Source organism: Acinetobacter sp. 802_lipA (genome assembly GCF_058242885.1).
In genome coordinates, this window is record NZ_JBZAYP010000001.1 from 773,799 (window position 1) to 789,897 (window position 16,099).

At 42.0% G+C, this 16,099-nt stretch carries 11 protein-coding genes, 1 tRNA gene and 2 pseudogenes; 10 read left to right on the forward strand and 4 right to left on the reverse strand.

What is annotated here, in order from left to right:
- Positions 1–128: 128 nt before the first annotated feature.
- A complete protein-coding gene (locus AC4CU3_RS03865) occupies positions 129–1,385 on the reverse strand; it encodes an MFS transporter (RefSeq protein WP_279044798.1) in 1,257 nt (418 codons plus the stop codon).
- Between the two features lie 136 nt (positions 1,386–1,521).
- Here AC4CU3_RS03865 and AC4CU3_RS03870 point away from each other — a divergent pair, with 136 nt between their 5' ends.
- The 4 genes from AC4CU3_RS03870 to AC4CU3_RS03885 all read left to right on the forward strand — a co-directional run bounded on the left by AC4CU3_RS03870 (position 1,522) and on the right by AC4CU3_RS03885 (position 4,578).
- Positions 1,522–2,151, forward strand: coding sequence for a 1-acyl-sn-glycerol-3-phosphate acyltransferase (locus AC4CU3_RS03870; RefSeq protein WP_279044796.1), 630 nt, complete (start codon positions 1,522–1,524; stop codon positions 2,149–2,151).
- A 65-nt stretch (positions 2,152–2,216) separates the two neighbouring features.
- Positions 2,217–3,134, forward strand: coding sequence for a patatin-like phospholipase family protein (locus AC4CU3_RS03875; RefSeq protein ID WP_279044793.1), 918 nt, complete (start codon positions 2,217–2,219; stop codon positions 3,132–3,134).
- Positions 3,135–3,231: 97 nt separating this feature from the next.
- Complete coding sequence (locus AC4CU3_RS03880; protein WP_004694603.1) at positions 3,232–3,705, forward strand: NfeD family protein; 474 nt, start codon at positions 3,232–3,234, stop codon at positions 3,703–3,705.
- Between the two features lie 15 nt (positions 3,706–3,720).
- A complete protein-coding gene (locus AC4CU3_RS03885) occupies positions 3,721–4,578 on the forward strand; it encodes an SPFH domain-containing protein (protein ID WP_058869115.1) in 858 nt (285 codons plus the stop codon).
- Between the two features lie 141 nt (positions 4,579–4,719).
- On the opposite strand, the gene AC4CU3_RS03890 is transcribed toward AC4CU3_RS03885, so the two are convergent.
- Together AC4CU3_RS03890 and prpF are read right to left on the reverse strand one after the other, a co-directional pair.
- Positions 4,720–5,631 carry a farnesyl diphosphate synthase gene (locus AC4CU3_RS03890; RefSeq protein ID WP_279044788.1) on the reverse strand — a complete coding sequence of 304 codons (912 nt, stop codon included), beginning with the start codon at positions 5,629–5,631 and terminating at the stop codon, positions 4,720–4,722.
- Between the two features lie 316 nt (positions 5,632–5,947).
- Positions 5,948–7,138, reverse strand: coding sequence for a 2-methylaconitate cis-trans isomerase PrpF (gene prpF, locus AC4CU3_RS03895; RefSeq protein ID WP_490737985.1), 1,191 nt, complete (start codon positions 7,136–7,138; stop codon positions 5,948–5,950).
- A gap of 331 nt (positions 7,139–7,469) precedes the next feature.
- Here prpF and AC4CU3_RS03900 point away from each other — a divergent pair, with 331 nt between their 5' ends.
- The 5 genes and pseudogenes from AC4CU3_RS03900 (at position 7,470) to AC4CU3_RS03920 (ending at position 13,545) form a co-directional block, all read left to right on the forward strand.
- A complete protein-coding gene (locus AC4CU3_RS03900) occupies positions 7,470–8,822 on the forward strand; it encodes an amino acid permease (protein ID WP_279044782.1) in 1,353 nt (450 codons plus the stop codon).
- Between the two features lie 79 nt (positions 8,823–8,901).
- Positions 8,902–8,977 (forward strand) — tRNA-Arg (locus tag AC4CU3_RS03905).
- Positions 8,978–9,660: 683 nt separating this feature from the next.
- A pseudogene (gene hppD, locus AC4CU3_RS03910) lies at positions 9,661–10,722 on the forward strand (4-hydroxyphenylpyruvate dioxygenase).
- Between the two features lie 166 nt (positions 10,723–10,888).
- Positions 10,889–12,211: pseudogene (locus AC4CU3_RS03915) on the forward strand (amino acid permease); the annotation flags it as partial.
- Between the two features lie 107 nt (positions 12,212–12,318).
- A complete protein-coding gene (locus AC4CU3_RS03920; RefSeq protein ID WP_279044775.1) occupies positions 12,319–13,545 on the forward strand; it encodes an amino acid aminotransferase in 1,227 nt (408 codons plus the stop codon).
- Positions 13,546–13,801: 256 nt separating this feature from the next.
- Here AC4CU3_RS03920 and AC4CU3_RS03925 read toward each other — a convergent pair whose 3' ends face one another.
- Positions 13,802–14,623, reverse strand: a complete 822-nt coding sequence (locus AC4CU3_RS03925) for an IclR family transcriptional regulator (protein WP_279044772.1) — start codon at positions 14,621–14,623, stop codon at positions 13,802–13,804.
- A gap of 185 nt (positions 14,624–14,808) precedes the next feature.
- Between AC4CU3_RS03925 and fahA the strand changes: the two genes are divergently transcribed.
- Positions 14,809–16,092 (forward strand): fumarylacetoacetase, encoded by a 1,284-nt coding sequence (gene fahA / locus AC4CU3_RS03930; protein WP_279044768.1) that lies wholly within the window; start codon positions 14,809–14,811, stop codon positions 16,090–16,092.
- Positions 16,093–16,099: the final 7 nt, after the last annotated feature.

Genomic DNA, 16,099 nt, shown 5'->3' on the forward strand with positions numbered 1-16,099 from the left:
TACGGTAAATTTGTTACAAATATTACCGTTCAGACATATATGACAGAACAATTAAAAAATTATTTAGTTATATTTTTTAATTGTTTACGTCACTATTTAGCACTTTTTATGATTTATTTATGAATGAATTATGAAAGGTCTGAATGCATCGCAATACCACGCCATTTAAAGATAAACCACAGGCTCAACATCGCAATGACTACAATCATACACAGATAATTAAAATAGCCGAGCCAATCTCCCAGTAGACCGCTCACACTATACAAACCACCACTGACAGTGGCCATCAGCGCCACTTGAAAAGTAAAGTCCGTGCCTGCCAGATGTTTACGACTGTACTGCATCACTAGGGTGAGCATGACCACCAACAGCATCGATGAAGTCATATCTTCAAAGGCATTGATCAGATAAATCATCCACGGCTGAATACTGTGCTGGTTTTCATATTGAAAGGCTAACCATGTATAAGCCGCCAGACTGAATATTTTTAGCACCGAATACAGTACTAAAGCCGTGTCACGGCGAATCAACTTCAAACTATAGCCCGCAAGTCCTGCACCGATTAAGGCGGCACATGCACCTAACATGGTGACATAAAGCCCTAACTGAGAAAAACTCAGCCCCAAATCGACCATTAAAGGTTTCAAAAGTGGCCCTGCTAAACCATCCGCTATTTTAAAGCTCAATAGCACTGCTAACCATGCTGCAAGCAAAGGACTCTGGACAAAATAAGCCAAATAGTTTTTGATCTGCTGGAGATTAAAAGGTGTGGTCTGAGCTGCTGATACCTCTCGATGCTTTGGCTCTGGATAAATTAAAATCGGCAGCATGTTTATAAAGACGATTGCCGCCAGCATCAAAAAAGTGCTCTGCCAGCTCAGCCAATCTAATGCCCACAAGATTGCACCACCACCGACTATAAAACCCATACGCGATCCAATCACCTGAAAGGTATTGCCCCAGTGCTGTTGCTCCCCTTTTAAAATATTGACTGCCAATCCATCGGTTGCAATATCTTGCGTTGCCCCGAGCAAATTCATACTCAGGAGGCCCACAAAGAAAGCCCATAAATAAATAGGTTGATTTAATCCATCAATCGGGAGGAAAGATAGTCCGATCAGTACCAGCACCGTAAGAAACTGCAATGGAATAATCCAACTCCGATAGTGGCCGAAACGAGTGATCCCAAAACGATCTAACACTGGCGCCCAAAACACTTTGATCGACCACGGCAACATCAGCAGTCCGAAGCCTCCAATCTGTGCCAATGAAACACCCTGTGCTCTTAAAATGACAGGCAAGGCATGAGTCATAAACCCGACGGGTAAGCCCTGCGCCCAATACAATGAAAACAGCAAAATATATACATTGCGAATCTGTGGCATGCTGTTCCTATATACATGGATTGGTCAAAATGTTCATCTGAGATCGCTATCCCTTCACTTTTTTTGCCAATGAATTCAAGCCGATCACTGCTTATGATGAGAGGATATACATCTTGGTCGATTGAGTATAATAACAATGAACCAATATTTTCCAGAGCTACCAGATCAAGTTCCAAGTCGTAACTCATCTGCATTCACTCGCGCTATTTTTAAGCAGCTTTATTTGGCGCAAGGTTGGCGCTTTGTTGGCGAATTTCCGAACTTGCCTAAAGCGGTAGCAATTATTTCACCGCATACCTCCAATATCGATGCATGGCATGGCTTTACGGCTCTATTGGGCTTAGGCCTGCAAATCACCATTTTTGGCAAGAACAGTTTGTTTCATACCCCACTGAAACCGTTACTTGAGTGGGTTGGCGTCATTCCAGTCAATCGTACCCATGCTCAAGGGTTAACCCAAAATATTATCGATATTATTCACAGAAAAGAAAAAATTTGGGTCGGTATGGCGCCTGAAGGCACACGTAAGCAAGCCGAAGCCATCCGTAGTGGCTTTTATCGCATTGCGTATGGTGCACAGATTCCAATTGTGATGTTTTCCTTTGACTATGCGCAAAAAACTATTCACTGCTTGGGCGTGTTTCATCCTACTGGATATTTTGAGCAAGACCTAGAGCATATTTTAGATCTGTATATCGGCAAATTTTCAGCCAAGAACCCAAAATGGTTGGCCAAGCCTTTACAAAAACGCTTAAAAAATAGCTAGTAAATCAAGGTCGAATCTGCTGAGATGTGCACCATTATTTGTTTTGCATTTTAGTACTGTTGACCATGAATTTTGCTCGTTTATCTCTGATTGGTGCACTCACACTGACTATGGCAGGATGTGATCTTGCATCAAAGAAAACACCAACAACTACTCCCATTCAAGCTCGTGAACCTGTGATTGCGATTGCACTCGGCGGTGGCGGTGCCAAAGGTTTTGCACATATTGGGGTGCTTAAAGTTTTAGAGTCACATGGTATTAAACCTAAAATTGTTACGGGAACCAGTGCGGGAAGTTTTGTGGGCAGTATCTATGCCAGTGGTAAAACGCCTTTCCAGCTTCAGCAAATTGCCTTGACCTTAAAAGAATCGGACATTCGAGACTTAACCCTCAACTCCCAAGGGTTTGTTCAAGGTCAAAAGCTGCAAGACTATGTCAATAAACACGTCGGCAACAAACCGATTCAACAGTTCCCTATCCGCTTCGCTGCAGTCGCTACCCGTCTGGATACAGGACGAAAAGCCGACTTTATTAAAGGCAATGCGGGTCAAGCTGTTCGAGCATCCTGTAGTATTCCGAACGTTTTTGTCCCTGCGGTGATTGGTGGAACCAAATATGTCGATGGTGGCCTTGTTAGCCCAATTCCAGTGAAAACAGCCAAGGACATGGGTGCGGATATTGTGATTGCGATTGATATTTCAGCGCGTCCTGCCGGCAACAAGCCCCTCAATATGTGGGGCTTGCTCGACCAGACCATTAATATTATGGGGCAGCAAAGCATCAATGAAGAATTGAGCCAAGCGACTGTGGTGATTCAACCCAAAGTCGGACACTTAGGCACTTTGGACTTAAAAGCCAGCAATCAATCTATTTTAGAAGGTGAAAAAGCCGCGCAGCTCAAAATTAAATCGATTGAAAAAGCCATTGTCGATTTTAAAAAGACCCCAGCTGCTTTTAAACCTGCGCCCAAAGCCAAATTCTAAAAAATTTGATTTTTAATATTCAAAGACTTATTCATCTGCTAAATTGATATAGATGCTTCTGCATCTATATCCCTATAACGAATATATGAGTAGATGTATGGAATTTGCTTTTGAACCTTGGCACTGGTTTGTATTGGGCGTTCTGTTAATGTTATCAGAGCTGATTCTGCCTGCTTTTGCCGCATTGTGGTTCGGTATTGCGGCCATTATGGTCGGTATTTTGTACTGGATGTTCCCCATGATGGGTGTTACCACGCAGTTTGTGACGTGGATTATTTTGTCGATTTTATGCACTTTACTTTGGTTTAAATTTATTAAACCGCTTTCGACTGACAAAACCAAAGCAGGACTGTCTCGCGAAGCAACCATCGGTCAAATTGGCATGGTGATTCAAGCGAGTCCTGAAAGTGAACACATTCGCGTTCGTTTCCCCATTCCAGTACTCGGTTCAGATGAATGGAACTGTCGTACTTTAGATAAAGTCCACGTCGGCGACCGAGTGCGTGTCGTTGAAATACTGGGCAATGATTTAATGGTCAAAGCACATCTCTCAACCAACGAAAATAGATAAAAGTGAGTTAAGCATATGTCTGGTGGATTTATTGTCGTTTTAGCAATTTTGGCTTTTGCCGCTGTCACCATTTTTAAAGGTGTCCGTATTGTTCCACAAGGTTATAAATGGATCGTACAACGTCTAGGTAAATACCATACCACGTTGAGTCCGGGTCTCAACTTTGTGATTCCTTATGTCGATGAAGTGGCTTATAAAGTGACGACCAAAGACATTGTATTAGACATTCCCTCTCAAGAAGTGATTACCCGCGATAACGCCGTTTTGCTCATGAATGCAGTGGCTTACATCAACATCACCACGCCTGTAAATGCTGTCTATGGGATTGAAAACTATACATGGGCCATTCAAAACCTAGTGCAAACCTCACTGCGTTCAATCGTCGGTGAAATGGATCTTGATGATGCACTATCATCTCGTGATCACATTAAAGCCAAACTTAAAGCAGCCATTTCGGATGATATTTCAGACTGGGGGATTACCCTAAAAACCGTTGAAATTCAGGATATTCAACCCTCTTCAACCATGCAAGCAGCAATGGAAGCGCAAGCGGCAGCTGAGCGTCAACGTCGTGCGACCGTGACCAAAGCCGATGGTGAAAAACAAGCCGCGATTTTAGAGGCAGATGGCCGTTTAGAAGCGTCTCGCCGTGACGCAGAAGCGCAAGTCGTCTTAGCAGAGTCTTCTCAGCGTGCTATTGAAATGGTCACTTCTGCTGTGGGCGATAAGGAAATTCCTGTGGCTTACTTGTTGGGTGAACAATATGTCAAAGCGATGCAAGATATGTCTAAATCGAACAACGCTAAAACAGTGGTGTTACCAGCCGATATTTTAAGTACCATCCGCGGTGTTATGGGACGTAAAGACATCTAACTGATGCTTGGTTTGATTAAATGAGGACAGCTTTCGAGCTGTCTTTTTTATTGGGGTTGTGAAAAAACTCAAGCCTCTAAGGAACAAGCATTAAAAAAGAGGACACGCTATGTCCTCTTTTTTTAATCTAAACACTGAAACTTAGCTTTGGCGAGCCAATAAAAACTGTGAAATCTGATTAAGTTCTGCTGCCGCATCAGTTGGGAAATAAGCCAAAGCAGCAAAGGCTTGATTATGCAAAGTCTTGGCATAGTCTTGTGCAGCCTCAAGTCCCATCAAGGCTGGATAAGTCGATTTTTCGACTTGCTCATCCTTCCCTGCGGTTTTACCCAGCACATCTGTATTTGAAATGATATCTAAAATATCGTCTTGCACCTGAAAAGCCAAACCAATTGCCTGCGCATATTCGCGTAACTTAGGAATCGCTTGATCGCAACCGTCAAATACAGTCACCGCGGCCATCATCACCGCAGCAGAGATTAATGCACCCGTTTTATTTCGGTGGATATTTTCAAGTGCAGCCTGATCGACGCGTTTACCTTCGGCTTGTAGGTCGAGGACTTGTCCACACACCATTTTAGAACTCGCTGTCGCTAAAATTTGCATCTGCTTCAGTACAATGCCCTGATCAACGATAGGGCCTGCATCAAACAGTCGGCTACCTAAAATTTCAAACGCCATGGACTGCAAGATATCGCCCGCAAGCAAAGCCGTATCTTCACCATAAGCCACATGACAGGTCGGCTGACCACGACGCAAAAGATCATTGTCCATACACGGCAAATCATCATGTGCCAAGGAATAACAATGAATCAGTTCCACAGCCACAGCGGCGCGGCGCACGGCTGCTGCATTATTGTTTGGATTTAAATGTGCCGTGGCATAGCACAGCGCAGGACGCACACGTTTGCCACCTAACATGACCGCATGATGCACGGCACTCTTTAACGGTTCCGGAATTGAAAAAGCATCAAGTGCCGTCAATAAATCATCGTGAATACGTTGTTGAGCCTGTTGGAGTGCATTTGCTGATACGTCGGTTAGTGCTGACACATTCGCCTCGAATAACAATAGGATAAATTAATCTGGTACTCAGTTTGCCTGAGCCGATCATTTGAAGTGATCTGTTGGCATGATACTGCTTTCTGCCCGCTTTCTCTATGCCGAAATCACAAACAAGGCACAGTATTCTATTAATTTTTGCAGACGAGGTGATAAGAATGACTTTTCTACTATTTCAAGCAACCATTACACAAGCAATCAGGCTCTAAAATTCACTGCTCATGCTCTTGGTTATTTTTAGCCTTCTTATCACAGACCTAGAGTTGACATAAAAAAGCCTCTACACAGAGAGGCTTTTTACATAGCGTTAATCCAAGCTTTCCGCTGGAATACGCACCCAACCTTCCATCAACACGCGTGCACTACGGCTCATGACAGCTTTTTTTACTACCCACTGACCCTTTTCTTGTATCGCTTGCGCTCCCACACGTAAGGTCCCTGAAGGATGACCAAAACGAACGACTTCACGTGCTCCACCACCCGCGGCCAAATTGACCAAGGTTCCTGGTATCGCTGCTGCGGTACCAATGGCAACAGCTGCTGTCCCCATCATCGCATGGTGTAATTGACCCATAGAAAGTGCACGAACCAATAAATCGGTGTCTTGCTCTGTAATGGTTTTACCACTCGACGAGACATATTGTTTTGGCTTAGAAACAAAAGCAATTTTAGGCGTGTGTTGACGACTGGCAGCTTCAGAAATGTCTTGAATCAGCCCCATCTGTTTTGCACCATAGGCACGAATGGTTTCAAAACGCGCTAAAGCCTTGGCATCGCCATTAATTGCGTCTTGTAATTCACTCCCCGTGTAGCCAATGTCTTCCGCATTTAAGAAAATGGTCGGAATACCTGCATTGATAAACGTTGCTTGGAAGCGGCCAATCTCTGGAACCTCTAAAGTGTCAACCAAATTCCCTGTTGGGAACATGGCACCACCATCTTCACCATCATCGGCTGGATCTAAAAATTCAATTTGCACTTCTGCAGCTGGGAACGTCACGCCATCAAGTTCAAAATCACCTGTTTCTTGAACTTGCCCCTGCGTAATAGGTACGTGTGCAATAATGGTTTTTTGAATATTCACCTGCCAAATGCGGACTGTGCAGATGCCATTTTCTGGAATACGTGCAGCATCGACCAAACCATTTGAAATCGCAAATGAGCCTACAGCAGCCGTTAAGTTGCCACAGTTTCCGCTCCAGTCGACAAACGGCTGATCAATCGACACTTGCCCAAATAAATAGTCGACATCATGTTCGGGCTGTTGGCTCTTCGCTAAAATCACCGTTTTACTGGTACTCGATGTTGCACCACCCATACCATCAATCTGCTTTGCATAAGGATCGGGGCTACCAATTACACGGAGCAATAACTGATCTCGAACGCGTCCAGCCTGTTGCGCAGCTTCTGGGAGATCATCTAATTTAAAGAATACGCCCTTACTGGTCCCTCCACGCATATACGTTGCTGGAATTTTGATTTGCGGTGCAAAACTCATTTTTATTGAATCCTTCATATTTATCATTGTGTTAAGTCAAAAGATCTGATTTAACTTAGGCTCATCATACCTTTTTTCCCTATGCCTACGTAAAATACAGACTTAAGTCTAAAAAAACATCATTTGTGAACGTCCGGTTTCCAAATAAAATTCCTGATTTGATAATTTAAATAAAATTAATATATTGATTCGTATGTTTTTTATTTACAATTCATTACACATTATTTTTCATATGAATAATAACTTTTTTTCATGAATTTTGAGCTACTATGCGATTTCTTCACGATCTATTACAATCGGAAACACTTATCCATTGTCGGGCTGAAATAACTTGAATAAAGAGTCGTCTCAACTTCAGCGTGGCTTAAAGAACCGTCATATTCAATTGATTGCCATGGGCGGCGCAATTGGTACTGGCTTATTTTTAGGTTCCGCACATGTGATTGAATCTGCTGGCCCATCCATTATTTTGGGCTATGCAATTGGCGGTTTAATTGCATTTCTAATCATGCGTCAACTCGGGGAAATGATCGTTGAGGAACCTGTAGCTGGTTCTTTTAGTCATTTTGCAAACAAATACTGGGGCAAATTTGCAGGCTTTTTAGCTGGTTGGAACTACTGGATTCTATATGTTCTGGTGGCCATGACCGAGCTTACCGCTGTTGCGAAGTATATCAACTACTGGTGGCCCCATATTCCTGCATGGGCATCTGTTCTCACCTTCTTTGTGATCATTACCTTAGTCAATTTAGGTAATGTGAAATTTTATGGTGAATCAGAGTTCTGGCTAGCTATTATCAAAGTCACGGCTGTCGTCGCCATGATTGTATTTGGTCTTTATCTTTTGGCTACGGCAGGCGCAGATTCCACGGCTTCATTCAGCAACCTTTGGTCACATGGCGGTTTCTTCCCACATGGCGTTGAAGGTCTCTTCTATATGCTTGCCTTCCTCATGTTTGCCTTTGGCGGTATTGAATTGATTGGTATGGCTGCAGCAGAAGCTGATAATCCACAAAAATCAATTCCTAAAGCAATCAACCAAGTGGTATTCCGTATCCTCATTTTCTATGTGGGTTCATTGACCATTTTGTTATCGCTTGTACCTTGGAATGAATTGCAACTTGGTGGCTTAGATAAGAGCCCATTTGTAATGATCTTCAGTCAATTAGGTATCGGTTGGGCTGCGCATTTACTGAACTTTATTATCTTGACTGCAGCACTTTCTGTATATAACAGCGGTATGTATGCTAACAGCCGCATGCTGTTTGGTTTAGCACAGCAAGGTAATGCACCTAAAATATTCAGTAAAACCAATAAGCAAGGTGTGCCAATTCCAGCAGTCTTGTTCTCTGCATTGCTCATTTTCGGTTGCGTATTGTTAAATTATTTTGCGCCAGAAGATGCTCTCAGCAACTTAATTTACATTGTTGTTGGTGCTTTGGTATTGAACTGGGCCATGATCAGCTTAACTCATCTTCAATTTATGAAGGCCATGAAAAGCGAAGCGAAAAAACCATTATTTCCTGCACTTTGGTCGCCTTTCAGTAACTACCTTGTGCTTGGATTTATTGCTGTAGTGCTTTACATCATGTGGACTCAAGGTTTAAGCGGCGCTGTGATCATGATTCCAATCTGGATCATATTAATGTTCGTTCTATACAAAATTCTGTATAGAAAAGCATAAAATATTCATTTTTAAATAGTTATTGTTTCGGCAATAACTATTTTTTTTGAGTAAAATCAGCTACATTAACCGCACTTTTGCGCTCTTAGCTTAACTGGATAGAGCAGTTGCCTCCTAAGCGACCGACGTGGGTTCGAGTCCCGCAGAGCGCACCATTTTATATTTGTTTTCAATCTCTCTAAGCCTAATCATAAACACTAAAAATTCAATTCATCGCGCCCAGATACTAATAATCTCCTTCAATCTTGGGCGCTGATTCAACAGCCGCTCAAGTTAATGCAAAAAATTCAGCGTGATCAAACTTGCTCGCGGCGACACCTACATCTGGGTTTTCAAATCAGGTTTTAGTAAGTCAAACTGTTCTTGATCTTTTACAATTAATTTTTCGTGCTCAAATCAATTGCTTGGCTGTTTCATTTTCAAATAGCTGTTCTCAACAGATGCACTAAATGAGCCAAATTCCATACCCAATTTTTCCCTTCCATTTTAGTCCTATAGCACAGATTTCATCCTGAAATCTTGGTATAACAAAGCGCTCCTATTTTAAAAAATATTTTTATGAATAATATTAATTTAATTTATAGGTCAATCATTTATCAATTTTATTTATTGCGTAATTAAATTACGTATTGAATAATAATTTAGATCAAGTATGATGAATTAAAATTTCTACACTTGTTCACTCAACATTAAGAATGTTGCTGAACAGGTGGCCCATTTCAGACAAACGGATTTGTCTCTCTCGCTCTGGAATTGTAGCGACCAGCCCGTTGGCTCTGAAAGGAATCGTTAAAAAGATAAGCAATAGGATTGCTTAAAAAAGAAATGAGGACGTTGTATGAATGAATTAGCCAACCCATTAGAACTATGTGGATTCGAATTTATAGAATTTGTTTCTGAAGATGGTCAGCTAGATGCGGTGTTTGAAACCATTGGATTCAGCAAAGTGGCAAAGCATAAGTCTAAAAATGCGTATTTATGGCGTCAGGGCAAAATTAATATCATTCTAAATTATCAGCCTGAATCGTATGCAGCTTATTTCTATAAAGAACATGGCCCTTCTGCCTGTGCAATGGGTTTCCGAACCAAGAATGCGGCAAAGGCATTTAAAAAGGCGATAGAAATTGGTGCTGAACCAATTTACAACTAAGTTGGTCCGATGGAGCTAAATATCCCAGCGATTAAAGGGATTGGTGGCTCTCCTATTTTCCTCGTCGATTGTGACATTTACCAAAATGACTTCATCTTCTTTGATGATGTACCATCCCATCCTGTCGGCACAGGTTTATATGAAATCGACCATTTGACCCATAATGTGTATAAAGGCCGTATGCAGTATTGGTCTGATTTCTATGAAAAGATTTTTAACTTCCAAGAAATTCGCTACTTCGATATTAAAGGTGAATATACTGGCCTGACATCCAAGGCACTCACGGCGCCAGATGGCAAAATCCGTATTCCGCTCAATGAAGATTCGGATAAAGGAAATGGTCAGATTGCCGAATTTCTCAATGAATTTAACGGTGAAGGCATTCAGCATATTGCCTTCATTTGTGATGACCTGATTAGCACTTGGGACAAACTCAAAGCTTTAGGTGCCAAGTTCATGACACCTCCACCCAATACCTATTATGAAATGCTAGATGAACGTTTGCCTAACCACGGCGAACCTGCTGATGAGCTACAAAAACGTGGCATTTTGCTGGATGGCAATACTAAAGATGGTAATAAACGCCTCCTCTTGCAAATTTTCTCTCAAAATATGCTAGGCCCAGTCTTCTTTGAATTTATTCAACGTAAAGATGACGACGGTTTTGGTGAAGGCAACTTTAAAGCGCTATTTGAGTCGATTGAACGTGATCAAATTAAACGTGGCGTTTTAGATGTATCTAAAGCTTAAACGATTTCTAGAATTTCCCTGTACATATAGTTTTATGTACAGGGAAATTTAACTTTTGCGCAAAAATTATACTCGTAAAATTAAAGTCCGCTCCGATGACAATATAAAAATAAGTACACACATCATCATGGTTCAGGGCTTTATCTCACATGGATGAAGAATAAAAATGCAGCACATTGAACAAGGAAACCTGAAAAAAGGTTTAAGTAATCGTCATATTCAGCTCATCGCCCTCGGTGGTTCTATCGGCACAGGGCTCTTCCTCGGTATTTCACAAACCATCAAACTCGCAGGACCTTCTGTTATTTTAGGCTATGCCATCGCAGGTCTTATTGCCTTTCTCATGATGCGCCAGCTCGGTGAAATGATTGTGCATGAACCCGTGAGTGGTTCTTTTAGTCATTTTGCTTATAAATACTGGGGCAAATTTGCGGGATTTATGTCTGGCTGGAATTATTGGGTACTGAATATTTTAGTGTGTATGGCTGAACTCAGTGCTGTCGGCCTCTATATCCATTACTGGTGGCCTGATATTCCAACGTGGGTTTCTGCTTTGGGTTTCTTTATTTTCATTAATGTCATTAATTTACTGCACGTGAAATTATTTGGTGAAATGGAATTCTGGTTAGCCATTATTAAGGTCGTGGCAATTATTGCCATGATTGCTTTTGGTAGTTACTTGCTGGCTAGCGGTAGTGGTCATAGCCAGTCTAGCTTACAAAATTTGTGGCAGCTCGGTGGCTTCTTCCCAAATGGTATTACAGGCTTAGTGATGGCTATGGCCATGATTATGTTTGCTTTCGGTGGAATTGAGCTGGTAGGTATTGCAGCAGCAGAAACAGATAATCCTCAGAAAACTCTCCCAAAAGCCGTCAACCAAATTGTTTACCGCGTCTTATTGTTTTATATCTTAAGCCTAGTCGTAATTTTGTCACTTTATCCATGGAATATGATGGCTGAAGGTGGTAGTCCTTTTGTATTAATTTTCGACTCGTTGGGCAGCCAAACCGTAGCCGCTGTTTTTAATTTTGTGGTTTTGACTGCGGCTGTTTCTGTCTATAACAGTACCAATTACTGTACCAGCCGAATGCTGCTTGGCCTAGCACAACAGGGCAATGCCCCAAAATTTTTAAGCAAAATTAATCCGCGTGGTATTCCTGTAAATGCCATTATGGTTTCAGCTTTCTTTACTTTAATATGTGTTCTGATTAACTATTTATTTCCTGAAAAAGCATTTAACTTACTCATGATGCTAGTCGTAGCGGCTATTGTGATTAACTGGGTCGTGATTTCTTATACACATTTAAAGTTTAAAAAAGCCATGAATCGCATGCAGGTAAAAACTCACTTCCCAAGTGTGGCCTATCCATTTACCAATTATTTATGTATTGCCTTCATGGCGAGTATTCTGCTCATTATGAGTCGTAGCCCAGATATGCAAATTGCAGTTCTCATGATTCCAGTCTGGATTGCGATTTTACTGACGGCTTAACTCTTTAAACGAAAGCAAGAAGATCATGTTGCGTTGCTTGAAAAAAGTAAAATCACTTCCTTACCAGAAGCGTAATATCGTATTTATCATATTAGGATGTATTCATGTTTCAACATATTGATGCCTATGCAGGTGACCCGATTCTTTCTCTGATGGAGGAATTCAGCAAAGATACGCGCCAGAATAAGGTCAATCTCAGTATCGGACTTTATTATAATGAAGATAATATCGTGCCGCAGCTACAGTCGGTTCAAAAAGCCTATACTCATTTAATTCCTGACTATGACAAAGTCCGAGTGTATTTGCCGATGGATGGGCTCAAGAGCTTTAATCAGGCTGCACAAGAACTCATTTTCGGTCAGGCTAGCCCTGCTCGTCAGCAAGGACGTGTCGTCACCATTCAGACGTTGGGTGGTTCTGGTGCACTCAAAGTAGGTGCAGACTTTTTAAACAAATATTTTCCACAGTCCGAGATCTGGGTCAGTCAGCCGACGTGGGAAAACCATATTGCGATCTTTAATGGCACGGGTGTTCAAACCCATTTCTATCCGTATTACGATGCGGACACCCATGCCGTGAATCTAAATGCGATGCTAGATACCTTAAAACAGCTACCTGCTCAAAGTATCGTACTACTACATCCTTGCTGTCATAACCCGACAGGTGCAGATTTAGAACCACATGAATGGGATCAAGTGATTGAGGTTCTAAAAGCAAATGACTTGATTCCTTTCTTGGACATGGCCTATCAAGGTTTTGGTCAAGGCTTGGAGCAAGATGCTTATGCGATACATGCGCTAGATCGGTCTGGTATGAACTTTATTGTCAGCCATTCTTTTTCCAAGATCTTTTCCTTGTATGGCGAGCGCGTTGGTAGCTTAAGCTTTGTCTGTGATGACGCAAACATTGCCCAAAATGTATTGGGTCAACTTAAAGCGACAGTCCGCCGCATTTATTCTAGCCCAGCAGCTAACGGTGCACTATTGGTGAGTCAGGTATTAAATGACACAGCGTTGTCTCAGCTATGGCAGTCTGAATTAGAAGAAATGCGTCAGCGCATTTTACTGATGCGTCGCTTACTTGAAGACAAACTCAGTCAAGCGCTACCAGATATGGACTTTAGCTATCTGACCCAGCAACAAGGCATGTTTAGTTATACGGGCTTAAGTGCAGAACAGGTCGATTTGCTGAAACACGATTATGGTATTTATTTAGTCCGCAGCGGTCGTATGTGTACTGCTGGCCTGAATTTAAACAATATTGATTATGTGGCTGAGTCGATGGCGACTGTGCTTAAAGCGGCAAGCTCCGCTGAGCCTGTGCTTGCTTAAAATAGATCATGTTCACTTAGGCTTCTCACTCTAGGGTTAGAAGCCTTTTTTATCGTTATTTTTCAGAATTTGAATCAAGGCAACCTAAGTCTACGGGTTTCAGCGTCACTATCTAGTTCCTAATTTTCCCTTCTCCTTTAGACAAGGTGTCAGAAGATGAAATATTGATACTGTCTAGCACGACCGCATCCCATAAAAAAATCCACCAGAGGGTGGATTTAAAACTTAATTCATCTTTTCAATGTAAGCGATGCTTTTATATGGCAGCAGCTGGATGAAATAAAGCATCGATCTGTCGCTGTACGCCAAGAACATAATCAATTGCCTGCCGCATTTGTCCTTCGGGTAACTGATCTTCTGTGCCAATACAAGTAATGACATGATCCAGTTGCTGCGTGAAATTAAAGACTGGAATACTAATCGCATTGATCCCAGCCATCATATCTCCTGCGACTGAAGCATAACCTTGACTCAGAATTTTCGCTTTCAGTTCTAAAAAATCTTCCCAATTTGCAGGATACTGCTCTGGTTTAGCGCTACTTTCCCATTCTTTTTCCAATAATGGCTTGATGATGTGCTCAGATTGATAGCAGGCATGCAAGCGCCCTGTCGCAGATTTCAGCAGAGGCATGCGTGAACCGACTCGAGTAATAATATTAAAGACATGGTTAGATTCTAGAGACTGAACCACGACCGCTCCATCAGCAAACCATTTACTCACATGAATACTGCAATTCAGATGTTGCTGAATGTCCTGAATATAACGCTGGCTTAATTCCAACATATCTGTTCGCTTGAGTGCATTCACCCCAAAAGCATGTGCACGCTCACCTAAGCTATAACGCCCATCAGTTAATTGCTGAGCATAGCCTTTACGAATCAAGCTCACCACATAACGGTGTACTTTGGCCGGATGCATGGATAAAACTTCGGACAGCTCTTTTAACATCATCGGTGCATTATGTGCGGTCAATGCATCCAATACGGTTAATCCAACTTCCAGAGACTGAACCCCTCCCTGTATTTTTTCTTCCTCAACACTCATCGCTTTACCCTGCATAGCTGCATTAGTTGTCATAACTCCATTGGTGAATTGTACTACTTAAATCAAAAATGTGAGCCATCTAAACCTGACTCTCTCATTCAGAGTAGTATAGCTCAACAATTTACACTATTCATAAATAAATTATTTATTGCGTAATTTTAAAATATAAGTATGATTCTATCTAGAACTTAAATTTTCCACGGAAAGGATCAATATCCATGAGCAAACGCTTGAAGTCATTTGTTGAAATCGCTGCACATTCAGATTTCCCGCTAGAAAACCTGCCTTATGGCATTTTTAGTGAAAAACAAAATTTCCTGCCTCGTGCTGGCGTAGCACTGGGAGAATGGGTGATTGATCTGGCGGTACTGGAAGCGCATGGTTATTGCAAACTAACAGATGGCAAACTGGTCTTTAATCAACCGACACTGAATATGTTTATTGAATCAGGTCAAGCCAATTGGTCTAAGGTCCGCGCAGAATTACAAGCTTTGTTGTCCGCAGATAATCCTGAACTTCGTGACAATCAGGCCCTGCGTGATCAAGTTTTCTTCAAACAATCAGACGTCAAAATGCATATGCCTGTACACATTTCAGGCTATACCGATTTCTATTCATCTAAAGAACATGCCACCAATGTCGGTTGCATGTTCCGTGACCCGAAAAATGCGCTGCTGCCCAACTGGTCAGAACTCCCTGTTGGTTATAACGGTCGTGCCAGCTCAGTTATTGTGAGCGGCACTGACATTGTCCGTCCATCAGGACAAATCAAGCTGCCAGATTCTGAACGCCCTGTATTTTCTGCTTGTCGTAAACTCGACTTTGAACTGGAAACTGGTTTTATCGTAGGCAAGTCAAGTCAACTGGGCCAACCTGTTCCAATTGAAAATGCTTGGGATCATATTTTTGGTATGGTGCTGTTTAATGACTGGTCTGCACGTGACTTGCAACAATGGGAATATGTGCCACTTGGCCCGTTTAATGCCAAAACTTTTGCGTCGTCTATTTCACCTTGGATTGTGACGCTGGAAGCACTTGAGCCATTTAAAACCAGTTCACCTGAACAAGAGCCGAAACCTTTGGCTTATCTGCGTGAAGACAACAGCAGCAACAGCTATGACATTCATCTGTCGGTTGAAATTCAGCCTGAGAATGACGACAAAAGTGATGTGATCTGCACAACCAACTTTAAATATATGTACTGGTCCATGGCTCAGCAGCTCACACATCATACGATTGCGGGCTGTAACTTACAGGTCGGTGATTTGATGGGTTCAGGGACCATTTCAGGACCAACCCCAGATTCTTATGGTTCATTACTCGAAATCACTTGGAATGCCACCAAACCTTTAACGCTATCAAATGGCGAACAGCGTAACTTCATTCAAGACGGCGATACCGTCATTATGAAAGGCTATTGCGAAAAAGATGATTTGCGTATTGGCTTTGGTGAAGTCAGCGGCAAAATTCTACCAGCAGTAGATTTTGGTTTTACCCAATAATTGCAGA